Here is a 19,125-nt window from a genome sequence, read left to right as displayed (position 1 = left end):
GGCATCGGCCCCGAATATGTCCCGAGGCCGGCGCCGCCCCTCATTGTCCTGCCCGTCCTCCGCAGCAGCTGCGCTGCAGCTTCGGAGGGTAAACCGGACATTTCGAGGCGAGGGGCAGCGCCGACGCCCGGGAGGATCTCACTTGGCCTGCGGCAGCACGACCCAGTCCGGCGTCTCGACCTTCCATGCACCGGCCTCGAGCTTCATCACCTTGGTGGCCTGCATCGGCGAATGCGTCTTGGCCTTGCCAAAGACGTAAGGCGAGCCGGCGAGCGGGTTGGTGAGCGGCTGCATGTCGTGCAGCGCCTTGGCGACGCTTTCGCGCGTGACCTCGCCGTCGATCGAGGCAACCACCTTGAGGAACAGCTCTGCGGCAAGGTAGCCGCCCTGCGAGAAGGCGGTGAGCGGCCGGTTTGCCTTCTGCATGTCGGCAATCCATTGCGCGTTGGCGGCCGAGTTCTTCTCGGTGAAGGGCTCCCACTCGGTGCCGACATAGATCGGCTGCTTGGTGTCGGCCAGCGCCTTGGCGACCTGCTCGGTGTAGCCTGGGGCCAGGAAGAGCCAGTTGATGCCGGTGATCTTCTGGGCATCGACGGTCTTGATCAGCTGCACCACCTGCGGCTCGACCTGGTTGGTCAGCACCGCGTCGCAGCCGGCGTCGCGCGCCTTGATGACGTAAGGCGTCAGGTCGCCCTGGAAGGGCAGCGTCAGGTCGATCAGGTGGATCTTCTGGCCGCTGATCTTCTCCCAGTTCTCGATCGCCTTCTTGTAGGCCTCCTGGGTGCCGCCGATGATGATGATGAAGGCGCAGAGCTTCTTCGTCTTCAATTCGTTGGTGGCGTAATAGGCCATCGCCGTCGACAGCGTGTAAGGCCCAACATTGACTGGCGCGACGTTGGGCGAGGAGAAGCAGGCGGCGTCGACGCCGAGACCCTGCACCGAAAGGATCTTCTTGCGGCTGTAGGTGGCGGAGTTGACGGCGCAGTCGAGAAGGCTGGCGGAGCCGACCAGTGCCACGGCCTCCTTGTTGTCGATCAGGTCGCGCGCGGCTTGTGCCGCGACTGCCGGATCGGCCTTGTCGTCGGCGATGGTGTAGTCGATCTTGCAGCCATTGATGCCGCCGGCGGCGTTGACCGCATCGAAGGCGGCCTGCGTTGCCTTCGGCACTTCCGAGAAATCGGCAGGGCCGGTGACGGTCGACACGGCGCCGACCTTGATGGCGCCATCCTTGCAGGTCGGGCCGGCGGCGGAGGCCGTGCCGGCCATGGCGGCAAGCCCAATCCCGGCAATTGCCGCTGCGAGCAGTCTCGATTTCCAATGCATGTTCATTCTCCCATTTTTGTCATCATGTTATTCGGTTTCAGGCGGCGGCGAGCGCCGGCGTGGCGATGCTCGCGGCATCGATGGCGGCGAATTTCACCAGCGTGCGGGCGATGGTCTCGCGCTCGATGTCGCGGACGATGAACACCAGCCGGGTGCGACGGTCCGCTGACGGCCAGCGGTCGAGCCGCGCCGGCGGGTGGAAGACATGCTGCACGCCATGCAGCACCAGCGGCCGCTCGGGATCGTCCGTTGTGCGCACGATGGCCTTGAAGCGCAGCAGGTTCTCGCCCTTCAGCGCCGCGACATAGTCAAGCCAGCGGGCGAAAGCGCTCCACTCGACCGGCTTGTCGATGATGAAGCTGAAGGACCGGATGCCGTGATGGGTGTCGTGATGATGATCGTGGCCATGGTGGCAATCAGGTCCGCATGCATGGTCGTGATGATCCGCCGCTTCGAGCCGCCCGGCGATGCGGGCCACATCCGACGCGGCATCAGCGGGCAAGCTCGCCAGCAGATCGAGTTCGACTTCGCCGTTGCGGGCAATGGTTTGCTCGACGGCCGGCGCCAGATGCTCAAGGTGGTGCTGCAAGTCGCCAAGCGCTTCGTTCGAAACGAGATCGGTCTTGGTGATCAGCAGCCGGTCGGCGACGGCGACCTGCTTGGCGGCCTCGGAATGGCGGGCGAGCGTCGCCGCGCCATTCACCACATCGACGGTGGTGACGACACCGCCGATGCGAAAGCGAGTCATAAGCTCGGCTTCGGCCATCAGCGTGTGCAGGATCGGCGCTGGATCTGCGAGCCCTGTGGTTTCGACGATCACCTGAGAAAGCGGCCTCGTTTCGCCGGCCTGACTCTTGCGGTCGAGCTCCTTCAGCGTGGCGACGAGATCGCCGCGCACGGTGCAGCAGACGCAGCCATTGTCGAGCAGCGTGAACTGCTCCTCGCTCGCCTCGATCAGCAGATGGTCGAGTCCAACTGCGCCGAATTCGTTGACGATGACGGCAGCACCTGCAAGCGACGGCTGGCGCAGCAGGCGGTTGAGCACCGTCGTCTTGCCGCTGCCGAGAAAGCCGGTGAGGATTGTCACCGGGATCCTCGCGTCGCTGGTGGGATCAGGCGCGCTCATAGACCACCCTCCCCTCGAACCAGGTCGTCAGCACTTTGGTGTCGGCGAGGTCCTCGGCCGGCGTCTCCAGCACGTTGCGGTCGAGCACGATGAGATCGGCCGATTTGCCGATCTCGATCGAGCCGACGGTGTCGGCGAGGCCGATCGCGCGAGCCGAGTTGATGGTGAAGATTTCCAGCGCTGTCGCGACGTCGATCGCCTGCTCCGGCCAGAGCGCGGCGCCCGGAAACTCGCCGCTCGGGTTGCGGCGCGTCACCAGCCCTTCGATGCCGTCCCACGGATCGGGGTTCGGCATCACCGGCCAATCGGAGCCGCCGGCCAGCAGTGCGCCGGCCGCAAGCAGGTCCCTGTTCGGCCAGAAGCGCAGCGCGCGTGCCTCGCCCATGGTCTGCTTGTGGCCTTCGAGGAAGCTCGTCGGATACCACAGGAACGGCGAGAGATCGGCGACAACGCCAAGCTCGGCGAAGCGGGCGACGTCGTCCGGCGCGATGTAGCTCGCATGCGCAATGTGATGCTTCAGCTTAGTCGGTCCATTGAAGGAGCGAACGACGTCGATGGCATCCAGCGCCTGGCTGACGGCGGCATCGCCGGCGCAATGGATCTTCACGCCGAGGCCGAGCTTCTCGCATTTGCCGACCCAGCGGATCAGCTCCGGTACGGTGACGATGGTCGAGCCGCGGAAACAGCAGCCGAGCACCGGGTCCTTGGTGTAGGGCTCGTGGAAGGCGGCGGTGCGGGCGCCCGGCACGCCGTCGAGGAAGATTTTCACGAAATCCGGCTTGGCGTGGACGCCGCGATACTGCTCGCGCAGCGCGATCAGCTCGTCGCCGGCAATGCCGAACATGAAGGAAGGCTCGACCGCCGGCATCGCCGAGACCGACCATGCGGTCAGCTCGCCGCGATCGTCGAGGCCTTTCAGCGCCGCGAGGATCGGCTGCATGGCGGCGGCGTCGAGGAATGCGGTGACGCCGTAGGAGTTGAGCGTCGCGATCGAGCGCGCCATCGCGGCGCGGTCCATCTCTTCGGTGTAATGGCCGGATTGCGCGATGGTGCGCTCGACGATGCCGGCGGCGGATTCGATCATCATGCCGGTCAGCGCGCCGGTCGCCGGATCGCGGCCGATCGAACCCTTCTCCGGATCGGGCGACGAAGCGGAAAGGCCAGCGAGAACAAGCGCCTGCGAATTGACCCAGCGGTTGTGATAGGTGTCGTCGCGCAGCATCACCGGCCGGCCCTGGCTAACGCGGTCGAGCGCCGCCAGCGCTTCCAGCCGGTTGAGCTTCGGCAAGAGATCGCTGCCCCATTGGCCGCCGATGATCCAGGAGCCTTCCGGCGCCTTGGCCGCCGCCTCGCCGACGCGCGCGATCAGCGTCTCGAAGCTTGCCGTCGGCGGGAAACGCAGCTCGAAGAGCTCGGCCTGGCCGCCCATCATCAGATGCGCATGCACGTCGACGATGCCCGGCATCATCATCGCGCCCTCGAGGTCGACGACGCGGGTGGCAGCGCCGGTCAGCGCGGCGACATCAGCGGCCTCGCCGACCGCGACGATGCGGCCGCCCTTGACGGCGACGGCCGAGGCCCAGGGCCGCTTGCGGACGAGCGTGTAGATGCGGCCATTGGTGAAAACCAGGTCGGCACTTCTGTCGGGCATTTTTTCTCCTCCTCTCCCACCGGCCTGCGCCTCCACGCTGCTCGGCGAGCAAAACCTCAATTCACGTCACACCGCCCTGTTCTGTGTCGGGGCGCGACCGCCGCCATCCGCCACCAGCACCGCGCCGGTGACGAAGGACGCTTCGTCAGAGGCGAGGAACAGGCAGCAGGAGGCGATCTCTTCGGGTTCGGCGACGCGGCGCAGCGCGATGCGATTGGTCAGCGCCTTGAACTCCGCGTCGGGCGTCGAGCCGTTGGCGGCAGCAGCCACCTTCATTTCGTAGACGCTCATCGGCGTGCGCACCCAGCCAGGCGCCACCGCATTGGCGCGGATGCCGTCGACGCCATGCGCGAAGGCAAGCGAGCGAGTGTAGGAGACGAGCGCCGCCTTGCTCGCCGAATAGGCGGCGTTCTGGCCGCTGGCGTTGAAGGCGCCGACCGAGGCGATGTTGACGATGGCGCCGCCGCGCGCCTTGAGCAGCGGCAGCGCCGCGCGGCAGACCATCATCGAACCGGTGACGTTGACGGCGAAGCTCTTGGCCCAGGTCTCGTCGCTCAGCGTCTCCGGCTCGTCGAGGATCATGACGCCAGCGGCGTTGACGACGATGTCGAGACGTCCGTCACAGGCATCGATGGCCTGAGCGATGTCGCCGGCATCGGTGATGTCACCGCGCACGGCGGTGCCGCCGCTGGCCTTGGCCGCTTCCGCCAGCACGTCCCCGCCATGCCCGAAGGCGACGACCTTGGCGCCCTCACGCCCGAACAGCTCGGCGGTGGCGCGGCCCATGCCGGTGGCGGCACCGGTGATCAGCGCCGTGCGGCCTTCGAGGCGGCGGCTCATGCGAGCCCCCAATGCCGCTCGACGGCGTAACCGGTCTCCGGCAGGGTCGAGCCGCCGTCGACGATGATGGTCTGGCCGGTGGTGTATTTCGCTTGTTTCGAAGCGAGATAGAGCATGGCGTAGGCGATGTCGTCGGCTTCGCCGAGATGCCCCATCGGGATGAATTGCCCGAGCCTGTCCGCCACCTCTGGCTTGCTCATCGTGCCGCGCCCGGGCTTGGCGATGAAGCCCGGCTCGACGCCATTGACGGTGATGCCGTCGCGGGCGAGCTCGAAGGCCGCGCCGCGGATGAAGGCGTTGACGCCGGCCTTGGCTGCCGAATAGTGCGCCCCGCCGGCCATGGCGACCCGCGCCGACACTGAGGACGTCACCATGATGCGACCAAAACCGTTCTTGCGCATCGCCGGAGCGGCCGCCTGCGCCAGCCAGAAACAGGCTTTGAGGTTGACCGCCAGCGCTTCTTCCAGCTTCTCCTCGTCGAGCTCCTCGACCGACGCCCAGGGGCAGCCGCCGGCGTTGTGGACGACGATGTCGATGCGGCCGACCTCCCGCACGACATCGCCGACGAGTGCGTGCAGCGCCCCGCGGTCCAGCCCGGCAAGCGCGACGGCGCGGGCGGAGAGGCCGCGCGCCTTCAGGTCGATGGCAAGCGCCTCGGCGACATCCAGCGTTCGATTGGCAATGACCACCGAGGCGCCTGCCTCGGCAAAGCGCGCGACGATTGCCGCGCCGATACCGCGCCCGCCGCCGGTCACCAGCGCCACCTTGCCCGTGAGGTCGAACGGGTTCGCCATCGTTCAGACGACGCCCGCGCTGCGAACGAGATCGACGAAGCGGCCGAAGACCTCCGTGTGGCGGTCGACATCGGCGGGCAACGTTGCCGGGCACATCAGGAACATGGTGTGGAACGGCGTCACCAATATGCCCTCGTTCATGTAGAAGGCATGCAAAAGCGTCTCAAGGTCGCTGCGCCGACCGGCGATGACGTCGGCGCCGCTCAGCGGCGGGTTCGGCATGAACATGATCTCGGCGCGGGCGCCGGTCTGCGTCACATGCCAGGGCAATTTGTTGTCGGCGATGATTTTCCGCGCGGCCTCGGCAAGGCGCGTGGCGTTGGCGATCATCCGTTCGAAGTTGGCCGGCGTCAGCACCTCTTCCAGCACGGCGCGCATGGTGGCAACGGTGAGCGCGTTGCCGGCCAGCGTGCCGCCGATGCCGAGATGCGCCGACTGGCGCACGCGCGGATTGACCATCGGCACGATTTTCCAAAGCCGCTCGGCGATCTCTTGCGAGGTGCCGAAGATGCCGGCCGGAATGCCGCCGGCGATCGCCTTGCCGGCGACCAGCATGTCCGGCTCCAGGCCGTGCAGCGCGGTGTAGCCGCCGGGGCCGCTGGAGATGGTGTGCGTCTCGTCGATGATCAGCACGGTTCCGGTGCGGCGCGTGATCTCGCGCAGCGCTGCATGAAAGCCCTCGGCGACCGGGATCATGCCGAAATTGGTCATCAGCGGCTCGGTCAGCACGCAGGCGACGTCGCCATGCGACAGCGCTTCCTCGAGCGCCGCGACGTCGTTGAACTCGACCACCCGGGAGACGGCCGAATGGTCGACGCCGTTCGGGTGGATCATGTTGCGCATGCCGATCTTGCCATCGCGGATCTCGACATGCGCCTCCTCGACGCCGCCGTGATAGCAGCCGGAGAAGACCAGCACCTTGGGGCGGCCGGTGATCATGCGGGCAATGCGGATGGCGCCGCGATTGGCATCTGTGGCCGAAGTGGTCAGCGTCCAGTAAGGCAGACCGAAGCGGCGCGTGAGCTCGGCGCCGACCCAGAGGCTGTCCTCGGTGGGCAGCATCATCGTCGTGCCATTCTGCAACTGGTGGAGCGCCGCGCGCGTCACCGCTTCCGGCGCGTGGCCGCACATGCCGCCGGTGTCGCCAAGCGCGAAGTCGACATAGTCGTGGCCGTCGATGTCGCGGATATGCGCGCCGCGCGCCGAAGCGGCATAGACCGGGAAGCCGCCGGCCCAACGGCGCATCCAATGCGACGGTCCGCCATAGAGGAAATGCGTCTTGCCCTCCTCCCAGGCCGCTGCCGAGCGGGGATGCGTGTCGAGGAACCGCGCCTGCTCGCGGTCGAGCAGGCCGTCGATCGTTGCGGGTTGCAAAGCAGTCTTGCTGGCGGCCATCACGGCGCTGAACTCTCCCTGGCGCGCAAAATTCCGGAGCGCTAAATTGTTCCCAAACGGTTCACTATTTGAACCAGTGTTTTGTATGTTATAGACACACTGAAGGCAGCAAGAGCGCCTGTCAAGTTAATTCACATGCGAAGTATCTCGGAGAGCGGACAATGAGCACGGTGGGCAAGGCGGTGTCGCTGCTGGAGCTGTTCACCCTGCACGAACCCGAGATCGGCCTCTCCGAGCTTGCCCGCCGCGCCGGCCTCGACAAGGCCACCGCCAGGCGGCTTCTGATGGCGCTTGCCGCGCACCGGCTGATCGAGCAGGAGCCGCGGAGTCGTCGCTACCGGCTGGGCGCCGGCCTGTCGCGGCTCGCCCGCATCCGCGACGCGCATTTCCCCTTCGTGCGCCTGGCCGCGCCGGTCATTCGCGAGCTGTCGCTGGAAACCGGCGAGACAGTGCATCTGTCCGAGTTCAGCGCCGGCGCGCTGCTTACGCTGCATGTGGAGCTGTCGGCCAAGGCCAACCGCGTCAATGTCGATGTCGGCCAGGTGCTGCCGCTGCACGGCACCGCCTCAGGCATCGCGTTCCTCGCCGCCTCACGCCTGGAAGCGGTCGGCGCCTATCTGGAAAAGCCGCTGCAGGCCTTCACCTCGTTCACGATGACGCAGCCGGACGATCTGGTAAAAGCCATCGCGCTTGCCGCTTCGCGCGGCTATTCGCGCAGCGCCCAGGGCTATGAGGAAGGCGTGCACAGCATCGGCGCGGCCATCCTCGGCACCGACGGTCAGCCGATCGGCACGCTGGCCGTCGCCTCCCCCGTCTCGCGCGTCGACGACGCGACGGCGGCCGGACAAGGCGAGGCGGCGGTCAGGGCGGCCCGGCTGATCTCGGCGCGGTTGACCGGCGAGGCGTGAGACGCCCCACCGGCGGCCGAAGCCACGGACCACTGCCTTGAGGCATTTTTTAACCTACGCTTTCCGCTTGTGAACACCGTTCATTTTTCTCTTGAACGCTGTTCACGATGTGCTATGGTGCGTCCGTGAACAACGTTCAAAGCAATGTATCCGGCCTGAAACAGACCGGCGCCGATCCGGCTTAACGCTGAAACGAAAGGATCATATCGATGCTCGCCGACAGCCAAGCCCGCAAACGGTCAATTGCCTGGAAAGCCTGGAGACCGGTCATGGACGACAGATTCCAGGCGCCAAGGACAAGAAACAAATGGATTGGCCAAATGGATTGGATTGAATCGCAGTAACGAAGTTTAACCGCTTCCCGATAAACAAGGCTCAAACCGCGCAAGTGTCCGCTCAGTCCAATCGGATTGCCAGGCGGACTTGCCCAATGGAAATTGCCATGAACTCCCATCTGATGATGTCGCGGCGCTTCGCGCCTCTCTTCTGGACGCAATTCCTCTCGGCCTTCAACGATAATTTCCTGAAGAACACGCTGGTGTTCCTCATTCTCTTCACGCTGGCGAAGGATCAGGCCGCGTCGCTGGTGACGCTGGCCGGCGCCGTTTTCATGGCCCCCTTCCTGCTGCTTTCGGCATTGGGCGGCGAGATCGCCGATCGTTTCGACAAGGCGCTGATCGCCAAGCGGCTGAAATTCACCGAGATCGCCGCGGCCGCGGTTTCCGTCGCCGGCATCGCGCTGTCGTCGATCCCCGTGCTGATGACGGCGCTGTTGATGTTCGGCGTCATCTCGGCGCTGTTCGGGCCGATCAAATACGGCATCCTCCCCGATCATCTCGAGCGCAAGGAACTGCCCAAGGCCAATGCCTGGATCGAGTCGGCCACCTTCGCCGCGATCCTCGGCGGTACCATAGCCGGCGGTGTCGTTTCCGCCGACGGCATCGGCGTCGCGGTTTTCGGGCCGATCATGATGGCGCTGGCCGTCGGCTGCTGGCTGGTCAGCCGCTACATCCCTGCCACCGGCTCAGCGGCGCCCGACCTCGTCATCGACAAGAACATCTTCCGCTCGACCTGGCGGCAAGTCACCGAATTGCGCACCGACACGCGCATCTGGCGCGCCGGCCTGATGACCTCGTGGTTCTGGCTGGTCGGCGCGATCGTGCTTTCGATCCTGCCGACGCTGATCAAGGATTCGCTCGGCGGCAACGAGATCGCCGTCACCGCCTATCTCGCGGTGTTCGCCGTCTCCATCGCCATCGGCTCGGCGATCGCCGCCTGGATGTCGCAAGGGCGCATGGTGCTGCTGCCGGCGCCGGTCGGCACCGCGCTGCTGGCGCTGTTCGGCCTGCATCTTGCGTGGACCATCGGCAGCATGCAGCCCTCGCCCAAGGCCGAGACGCTTGCCGCCTTTTTCGCCGGGCCGAACACTATCCGTGTCGCCATCGATCTCGCCGGCATGGCGATTGCCGCCGCCTTCCTGGTGGTGCCGACCTTCGCCGCCGTGCAGGCCTGGTCGCCTGAGGCTCGCCGCGCCCGTGTCGTCGCGGCGGTCAGCATCGTCAATGCCGGCTTCATGACCGTGGGCGGCATCCTCGTCGCCGCCATCCAGGCCGCCGGCGTCTCCATCGCGGGCATCCTGTTCGGCCTCGTCGTCGCCAACGCGATCGCCGCCTGGCTGATGCTGAAATACCTGCCGACCAATCCGTTCCGCGATTTCGTCTCAATCCTGTTCCGCGCCTTCCTGCGCCTGGAGGTCGAGGGTATCGACAACCTCAAGGCGGCCGGCAAGGCGCCGATCCTGGCGCTCAACCATGTCAGCTTCCTCGACGGCCCGCTGGCGCTGACGCTGACCGACGAGGAGCCGGTCTTCGCCATCGACTACACGATCGCCCAGGCCTGGTGGATGAAGCCGTTCATGAAGCTTGCCCGCGCCTTGCCACTCAATCCGGCCAAGCCGATGTCGACCCGCACGCTGATCAAGATCGTGCAGGGCGGCGATCCGCTGGTCATCTTCCCGGAAGGCCGCATCACCGTCACCGGCGGCCTGATGAAGGTCTATGACGGCGCCGCCATGGTTGCCGACAAGACCGGCTCGATGGTGGTGCCGGTGCGCATCGACGGGCTGGAAAAGAGCTATTTCTCGCGACTCTCCTCGCAGCATGTGCGCCGCCGCCTGTTCCCGAAGGTCAAGGTGACCATACTGGAGCCGGTGAAGCTCGACGTGCCGCAGGAACTGAAGGGCCGCCAGCGCCGCGCCGCGGCGGGCGCAGCACTCTACCAGGTGATGTCGGACCTCGTCTTCCGCACGCAGGACATCGACAAGACCGTGCTTCAGAAGATCATCGAGACGGCCAACGAGCGCGGCATGAAGGAGCTTGCCGTGCAGGATCCGGTCACCGGTTCGCTGAGCTACGGCAAGCTGCTGACGGCCGCCGCCGTGCTCGGCGAGAAGTTCGAGCATCTCTATGCCGGACAAAAGACGCTGGGCATCATGCTGCCCAACGCCAACGGCGCCTGCGCGGCCCTGCTCGGCGTCATGTCGTCCGGCAAGGTGCCGGCGATGATCAACTTCACCGCGGGTGCCGCGAACATCCTGTCGGCCTGCAAAGCGGCCGAGGTGCGCACCGTGCTCACCTCCCGCGCCTTCGTCGAGCAGGCAAAGCTCGGCCCGATGGTCGAGGAGATCGGCCGCTCGGTCGACATCGTCTGGCTCGACGATCTGCGCGCCACGATCGGCCTCAAGGACAAGCTGCTCGGACTGTTGCGCAAGGCGACGCCGCGAGTGGCGCGCAAGGCTGACGACCCGGCGGCGATCTTGTTCACCTCGGGCTCGGAGGGCACGCCCAAGGGCGTGGTGCTGACCCACCGCAACATCCTGGCCAATGCCGCCCAGGCCGCCTCGCGCATCGACTTCCACTCGGGCGACAAGGTGTTCAACGTGCTGCCGATCTTCCACTCCTTCGGCATGACGGCGGGCACGGTGCTACCGCTTATCTCCGGCGTGCCGGTCTATTTCTACCCCTCGCCGCTGCACTACCGCATCGTGCCGGAGCTGATCTATGCGTCGAACGCGACGATCATCTTCGGCACCGATACGTTCCTCGCCGGCTACGCCCGCACGGCGCATCCTTACGACTTCCGCTCGGTGCGCTACTGCTTCGCCGGCGCCGAGCCGGTCAAGGCCGCCACGCGCACGACCTACATGGAAAAGTTCGGCCTGCGCATCCTGGAAGGCTACGGCGTGACCGAGGCCGCGCCGGTGATCGCCATCAACACGCCGATGTACAACAAGTCGGGCAGCGTCGGCAAAATCATGCCCGGGATGGAGTACCGGCTGGAGCCGGTGCCCGGCGTCGACGAAGGCGGGCGGCTTTACGTGCGCGGCCCCAACGTCATGGCCGGCTATCTGCGCGCCGAGAACCCGGGCGTGCTGGAGACGCTGGAAGACGGCTGGCACGACACCGGCGACGTCGTCACGGTAGACGACGCGGGCTTCATCTCGATCCGCGGCCGCGCCAAGCGCTTCGCCAAGATCGCCGGCGAGATGGTCTCTCTTGCCGCGATCGAGGCGCTGGCCGGGGAGCTGTGGAAAGGCTCGCTCTCGGCTGTCGCCACGGTGCCGGACGCGCGCAAGGGCGAGAAGCTGATCCTGATCACGGAGGCTTCCGGCGCGACGCGCGCGGACTTCCTGGCCTTCGCCAAGGCGAACGGCGCCATGGACCTGATGGTGCCGGCCGAAGTGCGCGTCGTGCCGAAGGTGCCGGTGCTCGGTTCCGGCAAGCTCGACTTCGCCGGCGTGACCCGGATGGTGCGCGGCGCGGAAGAGCTGAAGGTCAAGGCCGCCTGATCCTGCAGACTCGCATCGAGCATGCCTTTGACGCAATCAAGCCGCGGCGCACTTTTGGGCGACATACATCAGGTGCCGACATCGGCTTTGCCGGCTTGGGCGAGCATCTCCACAAATCTCGTCACCTTGGGCGGACGGAAGCGGGCAGCCGGATAGACGGCATGGATGCCGCCGGAGGGCAAGGCCCAGCCGGGTAGAACGGGCACCAGCCGGCCGGCCGCCATATGGCCGCCCAAAGCGAAGTCTGGAAGGATGGACATGCCGGCGCCGGCCAAGGTAGCCTCCAGAACGGCCGGCGTGGCGTTGATTGTCAGCCCGAGCTTCATCCGCACTGTACGCCGATCGTGCTCACCTCGCGCAAAACGCCAAACGAGCGGCTCTTTCAACGCGGCATTCGCGATGAAGGGCAAGTCGGACAGGTCCTCAGGCTCGGCGGGCGAAAGACTCCGCGCCAGATCAGGCGCGGCCACGAGAAACTGCTTGAAGGAACCGATCCGGCGTGCCTGAAGACTCGAGTCCGCTAGCCACCCTGCACGGATCGACAGATCAATCTGGTTCGCGATCAGATCGATCCTGGTGTCCGAAAGCATCAGGTCAACGCGACATGCCGGATAGGCACGACAGAACCGGGCTGCAAGCGGCGCTATGGTGGCGGTGCCATAATCATTCGGCGCGGTGACGCGCAGAACGCCCACCGGCTGGGCGTTTGTCTGGGCGAGGTCGTCGAAGGCCGCCTCGGCCTCCCGCAGAATCGTCATGCATCGCGCGTGAAGCTGCCGCCCCGCCTCGGTCGGCTCAACGCGCCGGGTCGTGCGAAGCAGGAGGCTTGTCTTCACATCCTGTTCAAGTCGCGCCACCTGCTGGCTCACGACAGTCTTGGTGATGCCGAGACGTTCAGCCGCCCGCGTGAAGGAACCAGCCTCCACCACGGCGGCGAAGTAGGCCAGCCTATTGAGATTGATCGCTTCCATGGTGGTCGCTCCGCAGGATTGTGTGCCTCCAGCTTACATTGAATCCAATTCATTGGGATTTATCGATCAATACAAACAGGGCATTTTTTGTGCGTGGAGTTCAGCCACCGCCTGATCCGCCCAACATTCGAAGGCCCCTGCATGACGGCAAACATCTTTCCCGCAATCGGCCACATGTACGAGGCTCGTTTTGGCGAACTCGCGTTTCATTTGAAGTTCGACAGCGACGGGCAAAGCATGCGGTTTGCCCCCGCGCAAGCGGACGACTTCGGCAAGGCGGAGGCGGTGACCTATCGGGCAGTCGCCATTCGTCAGGGCGTGTTCATGGTGACCTGGATTGAGGCTGACGGCACGACCGTGACCCACATCGAGGATTTCGAGAACGGGGTCGTCCACACAAACATCACACGGCCCGACCGCAGCTTCCTCAATTTGTCCGGCACTTGGACCCGGTTGACCTAGCCCCGGCTTCGGGCGCGCAGACAGATTTCTTTGCCATCACATAAGGAGTTTCAAATGTTCACCAGGAGACAGATCATGAAAACTTCCGTTGCCATCGCCGCCGCCGCTTTTGCTCCCGCCGATATCGGCCGTGCCGCCGGAACCGGGCTCGTCTGGAAGCACTTTCCCGCCGGTCCGAACGGCTTCTTCCGTGCCCCGGTCGTGCTTTCCGGGGCCACCGAGGCGCTGCTGATCGACGGCGGCTTCACTTATCCGGACGGCCGCGGGCTGGTCGAGGCAGTCAAGGCCAGCGGCAAGAAGCTGACCACGATCTATGTCAGCCAGTCGGATCCGGACTATTATTTCAGCCTCAAACCGGTGCGTGAAGCTTTCCCGGAGGCCAAGGTCATCGCCGCATCGGAGACGGTGGCTGCGATCAAGGCCTCGGTCGAGAAGAAGCTCGCCGTCTGGGGGCCCCAGCTCAAGGAAAACGGTCCGCAGGCCCTGGCCGACATCGTCCTGCCGGAAGCCTTTGACGGTCCGTCGCTGACGGTGGACGGCGATACGGTGGAGATCGTTACCGCCGAGGGCCTCGCCAACCGCCGCTACCTCTGGGCGTCATCGCTGAACGCGGTGTTCGGTGGCGTCCTGGTCTTCGCCGGTGTGCACGTCTGGACCGCCGACACGCCCACGAAGGAAGAACGCGCGGCCTGGGTTGCCAATCTCGGCAAGATCGCAGCGCGCAAGCCGGCTATCGTCGTGCCGGGGCACATGACGCCGGAGGCGCCGGTCGACATCTCGGCTGTCGAGCACACCAAGACCTATCTGCTGGCCTTCGAGGAAGAACTCGCCAAGGCCACCGACGCCGCCGCGCTGAAGACCGCGATGGAGGCTCGCTTCCCGAACCTCGGCATGGGTGTCGCCCTCGACATCGGCTCGAAGGTCGCCAAGGGCGAGATGAAGTGGGGCTGAGATGATCAGCAATCTCGAACTGATCCGCAGGACCTATGAAGGCTCCTCCGAGGAGAACGGCGGCAATCTGCTCGCCGTTCTCTCGCCCGATGTCGAATGGACAGAGGCCGAAGGCTTTCCTTATGCCGGCACTTACGTCGGTGTGGAAGCCCTGATGAAAGGCGTTTTCCAGCGCTTGGCCACCGAATGGACCGGCTAACGCGCGAATGTGCATAGCTATCTTGCCGATGGCGACCGGGTCGCCGCCTTCGGCGTGTATTCGGGCACCTACAATTCCACGGGCAAAGCGATGACCGCTCCCTTCGCCCACCTCTATGAATTGAGGGACGGCCGGATCATTCGCATGCGGCAATATGTGGACACTGTCCTGGTCGCCCGAGCACTCAGCTGACATCCGATTTCAAGGAAAGAGACTAAATGAAAAACCTCAGAATCTTTGGCGCCGCCCTCATCGCCGCGGCCGCCCTGGCGACTTCCGCGAGTGGGGAAACGACAAAACCAGCCAAGAAGGTCATGCAGCAATATGAGCTTACTCAGAAAAACAAGACGATTGTCCTTCAGGCCTATCAGGAGCTTTTCGGCGATCACGATCTGACCGCGCTGGATCGCTATTGGGCCGAAAACTATATCCAGCACAATCCGACGATGACGGATGGTCGCGACGCTGTGAAACAGTTGCTTGAGAAGATGGGCGTTTCCCATTGGCCGAAGCAGAAGGTCGACTTCAAGCGCGTCATCGCGGAGGGCGACCTCGTTATGACCCAGGTCGTACAGCCGAAATTCGGCGGCAGCCCAGAAACGGTCATTGTTGACATTTTCCGTGTAGAAAATGGCAAAATCGCCGAGCATTGGGATGTAATGCAGCCTGTCCCTGCGGATGCCGTCAACAAAAGGTCGATGTACTGACCTGGATTTTCTCAACGGAAAATCTGGCACCGAGGGCCCCTGCTTGGCGCCTCGCTATCGTCCGGAATGAATTCGCTCTAGGTGCGCAAATTGGGAGCATCCATGACGCCCGGCGTCGAGCTGAGGTTCAATATCGAGGGGCCGGGGAAATGTGAGGCGTCCCGGCCGCTCGCTAGCGCCTTCTTGCCTGCTCTGTGCACTTCCTTGATCAACGAGCGGTGAGTGAACGATTTCCGCCGTTGCGGCGGAGATGATTAGCATGTTAAGTTATTTGTCGGTTGCATCGGCGCTGCCGTTGCTTCTCAAAATCCCGCATCAAGACGGGAGACGGAACGAAATGGAGGAAACGATGCACGGCCACCATGTGAGCGTCGCCGACGGCGAAGCCTTCCTGTCCGCCTCGCGGATGCTGTTCGGCCCGATCACCCAGCGCTTCTCTCGCGGCGAGGCGCCGTCGCTGCCGAAGCTGGTCTCGGTCAATCTCGGCGCCTGCCGCCTGTCCGAGATCAGGGCCAAGTCGCATCTGGTTCTCAACGACCGCGCCTTCTGGCGCAGCTTCGATCCCGACGCGATCAAGATCCTGATGCAGCGCAAGGGCCGCAGCCGCTTCGAGCAGCAGCAGGTTGCCGTCGATCTCGGGCCGCGCGCGGCGATCATCTACGACCCGGTGCGCAGCTATTCGCTGCAAAACCTTTCCGATGTCGACCAGCTCATCCTGCAGGTGCCGCGCTCGACTTTCGGCGACGAGACGCTGGCGCGGCTTTCGGCGCCGCTGCCGCTGCCGGGCGAGGACGACAGCCTGACCCATATCGTGTCGGGCCTGATGCAGATGGCGATCGGCGAGGCACACAAGCTCGACGAAGCCGGCTGCCGCCGCGTCGGCGAGAGCCTGATCCAGCTCGTCAACGGCCTGATCCAGGCCAAGCCCATGGCGCCGGAATTCCGCCGCTCGCCGCTGGAAGCGCTGCGCGAGCGCATCGTCGCCTATATCGACGCCAACCTTTCGCGCAGCAATCTCTCGGCCGAGGACATCGCCCGCCACATGGGCTGCTCGCGCCGCTACCTCCACCGCGCTTTCGAGGGCGAAGGCATGACCCTGGAGCGCTTCGTCTGGGACCGCCGGCTGGAGCGCAGCAAGGAGGCGTTGCTCTCCCCAGCCCGCGCCTCAGCCTCGATCTCGGAAATCGCCTTCGCCTGCGGCTTCAATTCCAGCGCGCATTTTTCACGAGCGTTCAAGAGCAAGTATGATGTCGCGCCGCGTGAGTTAAGGGAGAGGGTGCGGACGATGGTGCATTGAGGGTAACGCCGGCTGCTCTGAGCGGCCCAGGTTCACCGGTTCGGTCATCAGAGAAGCCTTTTGACCCTCGGTTCGCGCAGCCAACTTGGCCGTCGAACCACAATAATTCGTCGGCTCTCAACTAGGTAGATATTCACGGCTCCAGCACTCGCTGATTGCTCCTCCGGATAAAAGGCCTTCGATCTGAGCCTCGCTGTATCCAAGCGACATAAGAACCGAGCGCGTCGAAGCGCCGTACTTCTCCGCCGGCGGCATGGCGTAGACCTTTGCGACCGTTGGGCGGATCGCGTACGGGTCAAGCTGCGTCACCACATGCCCGCTCGGGTGATCGTGATAGACCGAGAATGAATAGCTACCGTTGCGCGTCCCCGGAGCGGCGTCCGCCGGTCGCGAATTCCTTGATCTGATCGTCTCGATGTTTTCGCAGATAGCCGCTCCAACATCGGCCGCCCTGAGACGGGTCAGCCATGTCTCGGCGGAGCCTTTCATCAGCGCTCCCGTCAGATAGTGCACGCGGTCTTCCTTCGGGGATCGAGCGATGCCCTCGAGGCCCTCCACTTTGGCCAAGCGCGGTATATCCGCCTCCAAAGCACTCAGCAGAACGCTTTGTCCGGACGCTGTATCGTAGACATGAGTGAGGGCGTCGTTGCCTTTGACCCGAGGCCCGGCCGCTTCGCTGAATAGCTGGCGACCCTGGTAGTCGTAGCAGAACGGCATCTGCGCGAGGCCGCTCAGCGCGGACAGCGAGGTCCGCGCTCGACCGATCCGCCCGGTTCTGGACTTCTGATAGAGGGCTGCGGCGATGCCGAGCGCCGCGCCGAAGCCGCACATGACGTCGATGGTGCCGACATGGGCGTGCTCCTCGGGTGTGTCCATGGACCCGCCGAATCGCTGCATGATGCCTGTGGCCGCCTGCACCAGGTCGTCATAGCCGAGATAGTCGGTGCGTGGCCCGCGACGCACGCCGCCGAAGCAATCGAGCTGGCAAAAGATCGCTTTCGGATTGAGCTCGCGCAGACCATCGAGATCGAGCCCCTTGTCCTTGACCTGGCGCTCAGTCGCATTCCAGACGATGACATCGACCGACTTGACCAGCGCTTCGAAAACAGCGCGGCCGTCCGGCGACCCTAAATCGGCAAGCACCGAGCGCTTGCCGCGCATGTGGGTCATGCCGAAAATCACTGTGTTCCAGCAATCGTAAAGCGGCTTCGCCGGATCGACCTTGATGACCTCCGCCCCGAAGCGGGCGAGATAGGAAGCCGAATGCGGGCCGGCAATGACGTTGCAGAGATCGAGGACCCGCATGCCGTCCAGCCATCCTGCTTGCGCGCCGGTGGACGGTACCGAACGCGGTTCTGTCGGATGTTCGGACAGGGCCGCCATTGCAACGTCGAAACCGACCCAATACCGGGGCGTCGGGCTCAGCATGACCTCGCCACTCTCTTCAAGCCAGGCCATAGGGCCAGGCTGGATCATGCGTCCGTAAACGGGGTCGTCGACCTCGATCATCAGGCCGGCGCATTCGGCGTGATCGTCACTGATCCATTCTTGCAGCCAACGCTGCGGCGCGCCAGGAAACTGCCCCTTGCCAAAGATACGTTCCCATTCCTTGGCGGTTCGGGTCAGGAACACCGCCTTCATGCGCGCCGCAATCTTGTCGGCCCAGTATTTCGGCAAGGGGTAGACGCCAAGCGAGACATCGGAGGTCCATTCACTGACCGGCAGATAGGTGTCGGCTTCCTCCCTCAATCCTTCCGCAACGAGCTCGTCATAGAGGCCGAGAGCCTTCAGGCAGCGCTTGGCGTGATTTTTGTGACTCGGACAGACCACATAGAACATGCGCCCATCCTTGCATTTGTAGCTGCGATAGAACGGGTCGAGCAACTCCTGCAGGGCCTCGTAGGAGAGGTCCATCGGCAAGCCTTCGGCACGTCTGCGTTCGATCTCGCTTTCCCGCTGGGTCTTGTAGCGAAGCGGATAGTTGTCGATCCTGATCGAGTTGTAGGCGAGACCTTCCATGACCGCGCAGGCGAGCGGCACTTCGATTTGGTCGCCCGTTCCGGTACGTTCGCGCGCCTGAAGTGCCAGAACGGTTGCCGAGGCAGCCAGCATCGTGCCGTAGGCGGAGGCCAGCGGGAGTGGCGAGAAGGAGGGGTTGACGCCCATCAAGACGCGGTTGAGCCCCATATCCGTGAAGACACCCGAGGACGCGGCGATGACGGCTTCGAAAGCCCGCCATTCGCGACGGAGTTGATCGTTGGACGCAAAGCCGGGGATAGAGACGGTGATCAACTCCGGCCGCGCCCGACGAAGTTCGGCGAAATCGATGCCGAGGCGGCTGAGCACGCTCGGGCGAAAATTCTCGACGACGATGTCGGCTTGCTCGACCAGGGATCGTGCTTGCGCGAGTCCCGCCTTGGTCTTCAAATCGATGGAAACGATCAGCTTGTTCCGGTTGAGCGTGGCGTTGGCTGGGCTGTCCCACAGCGGACCCGATGGCGGATCCACATGCACGACCGTGGCGCCGAGATCGCCAAGGATCATCGCCACGGCCGGTCCCGCGATGTACTGGCCGAAATCGACGACCTTGATGCCGTGCAGCGGAAGGGTTGAACGATGCATCTTTTTCGCCTGGTCAATTGATGGGTCGGAAG

General features: G+C 64.6%; 16 protein-coding genes. 8 read left to right on the top strand and 8 right to left on the bottom strand.

Annotated features, from left to right (window positions below; genetic code table 11):
- Positions 1-138 precede the first annotated feature (138 nt).
- From WDX12_RS18930 to WDX12_RS18905, 6 genes are all read right to left on the bottom strand, one after another.
- Positions 139-1,323 (bottom strand): ABC transporter substrate-binding protein, encoded by a 1,185-nt coding sequence (locus tag WDX12_RS18930; RefSeq protein ID WP_434721581.1) that lies wholly within the window; start codon positions 1,321-1,323, stop codon positions 139-141.
- A 37-nt stretch (positions 1,324-1,360) separates the two neighbouring features.
- On the bottom strand, positions 1,361-2,449 hold the full coding sequence (locus WDX12_RS18925; RefSeq protein ID WP_434721580.1) for a CobW family GTP-binding protein: 1,089 nt from the start codon (positions 2,447-2,449) through the stop codon (positions 1,361-1,363).
- Positions 2,436-4,100 carry an amidohydrolase gene (locus tag WDX12_RS18920; protein WP_434721579.1) on the bottom strand — a complete coding sequence of 555 codons (1,665 nt, stop codon included), beginning with the start codon at positions 4,098-4,100 and terminating at the stop codon, positions 2,436-2,438. Before WDX12_RS18920 ends, WDX12_RS18925 begins: the two co-directional genes overlap by 14 nt.
- Before the next feature lie 66 nt (positions 4,101-4,166).
- Positions 4,167-4,940 (bottom strand): SDR family NAD(P)-dependent oxidoreductase, encoded by a 774-nt coding sequence (locus tag WDX12_RS18915; protein ID WP_434721578.1) that lies wholly within the window; start codon positions 4,938-4,940, stop codon positions 4,167-4,169.
- Positions 4,937-5,734, bottom strand: a complete 798-nt coding sequence (locus WDX12_RS18910; RefSeq protein ID WP_434721577.1) for an SDR family oxidoreductase — start codon at positions 5,732-5,734, stop codon at positions 4,937-4,939. The genes WDX12_RS18915 and WDX12_RS18910 overlap by 4 nt, the downstream gene beginning before the upstream one ends.
- Positions 5,735-5,737: 3 nt before the next feature.
- Entirely contained in the window at positions 5,738-7,129 is a 1,392-nt protein-coding gene (locus WDX12_RS18905) for a transaminase (RefSeq protein ID WP_434721576.1), read from the bottom strand.
- 161 nt (positions 7,130-7,290) lie between these two features.
- Between WDX12_RS18905 and WDX12_RS18900 the strand changes: the two genes are divergently transcribed.
- Entirely contained in the window at positions 7,291-8,037 is a 747-nt protein-coding gene (locus tag WDX12_RS18900; RefSeq protein ID WP_320294597.1) for an IclR family transcriptional regulator, read from the top strand.
- Between the two features lie 442 nt (positions 8,038-8,479).
- The gene (locus tag WDX12_RS18895; protein WP_434721575.1) at positions 8,480-11,884 is read left to right on the top strand and encodes an acyl-[ACP]--phospholipid O-acyltransferase; all 3,405 of its coding nucleotides are present in this window, start codon (positions 8,480-8,482) and stop codon (positions 11,882-11,884) included.
- A gap of 68 nt (positions 11,885-11,952) precedes the next feature.
- On the opposite strand, the gene WDX12_RS18890 is transcribed toward WDX12_RS18895, so the two are convergent.
- Positions 11,953-12,855, bottom strand: a complete 903-nt coding sequence (locus tag WDX12_RS18890; protein WP_434721574.1) for a LysR family transcriptional regulator — start codon at positions 12,853-12,855, stop codon at positions 11,953-11,955.
- A 141-nt stretch (positions 12,856-12,996) separates the two neighbouring features.
- Here WDX12_RS18890 and WDX12_RS18885 point away from each other — a divergent pair, with 141 nt between their 5' ends.
- The 6 genes from WDX12_RS18885 (at position 12,997) to WDX12_RS18860 (ending at position 16,471) form a co-directional block, all read left to right on the top strand.
- Entirely contained in the window at positions 12,997-13,317 is a 321-nt protein-coding gene (locus tag WDX12_RS18885) for a MoaF-related domain-containing protein (RefSeq protein WP_434721573.1), read from the top strand.
- 54 nt (positions 13,318-13,371) lie between these two features.
- Entirely contained in the window at positions 13,372-14,268 is an 897-nt protein-coding gene (locus WDX12_RS18880; RefSeq protein ID WP_434721572.1) for an MBL fold metallo-hydrolase, read from the top strand.
- Position 14,269: 1 nt separating this feature from the next.
- Complete coding sequence (locus tag WDX12_RS18875; RefSeq protein ID WP_434721571.1) at positions 14,270-14,467, top strand: nuclear transport factor 2 family protein; 198 nt, start codon at positions 14,270-14,272, stop codon at positions 14,465-14,467.
- Between the two features lie 9 nt (positions 14,468-14,476).
- Entirely contained in the window at positions 14,477-14,659 is a 183-nt protein-coding gene (locus tag WDX12_RS18870; protein WP_434721570.1) for a nuclear transport factor 2 family protein, read from the top strand.
- A gap of 26 nt (positions 14,660-14,685) precedes the next feature.
- Complete coding sequence (locus WDX12_RS18865; RefSeq protein WP_434721569.1) at positions 14,686-15,174, top strand: nuclear transport factor 2 family protein; 489 nt, start codon at positions 14,686-14,688, stop codon at positions 15,172-15,174.
- A gap of 337 nt (positions 15,175-15,511) precedes the next feature.
- Positions 15,512-16,471 carry a helix-turn-helix domain-containing protein gene (locus WDX12_RS18860; protein WP_434721568.1) on the top strand — a complete coding sequence of 320 codons (960 nt, stop codon included), beginning with the start codon at positions 15,512-15,514 and terminating at the stop codon, positions 16,469-16,471.
- A 117-nt stretch (positions 16,472-16,588) separates the two neighbouring features.
- Here WDX12_RS18860 and WDX12_RS18855 read toward each other — a convergent pair whose 3' ends face one another.
- A complete protein-coding gene (locus tag WDX12_RS18855) occupies positions 16,589-19,093 on the bottom strand; it encodes a CoA transferase (RefSeq protein ID WP_434725672.1) in 2,505 nt (834 codons plus the stop codon).
- Between the last annotated feature and the right edge of the window lie 32 nt (positions 19,094-19,125).

This window comes from Mesorhizobium sp. RIZ17, from assembly GCF_051127865.1.
Classification (GTDB): Bacteria; Pseudomonadota; Alphaproteobacteria; order Rhizobiales; family Rhizobiaceae; genus Mesorhizobium; species Mesorhizobium humile.
This window is presented reverse-complemented; position numbering and strand designations above follow the sequence as displayed.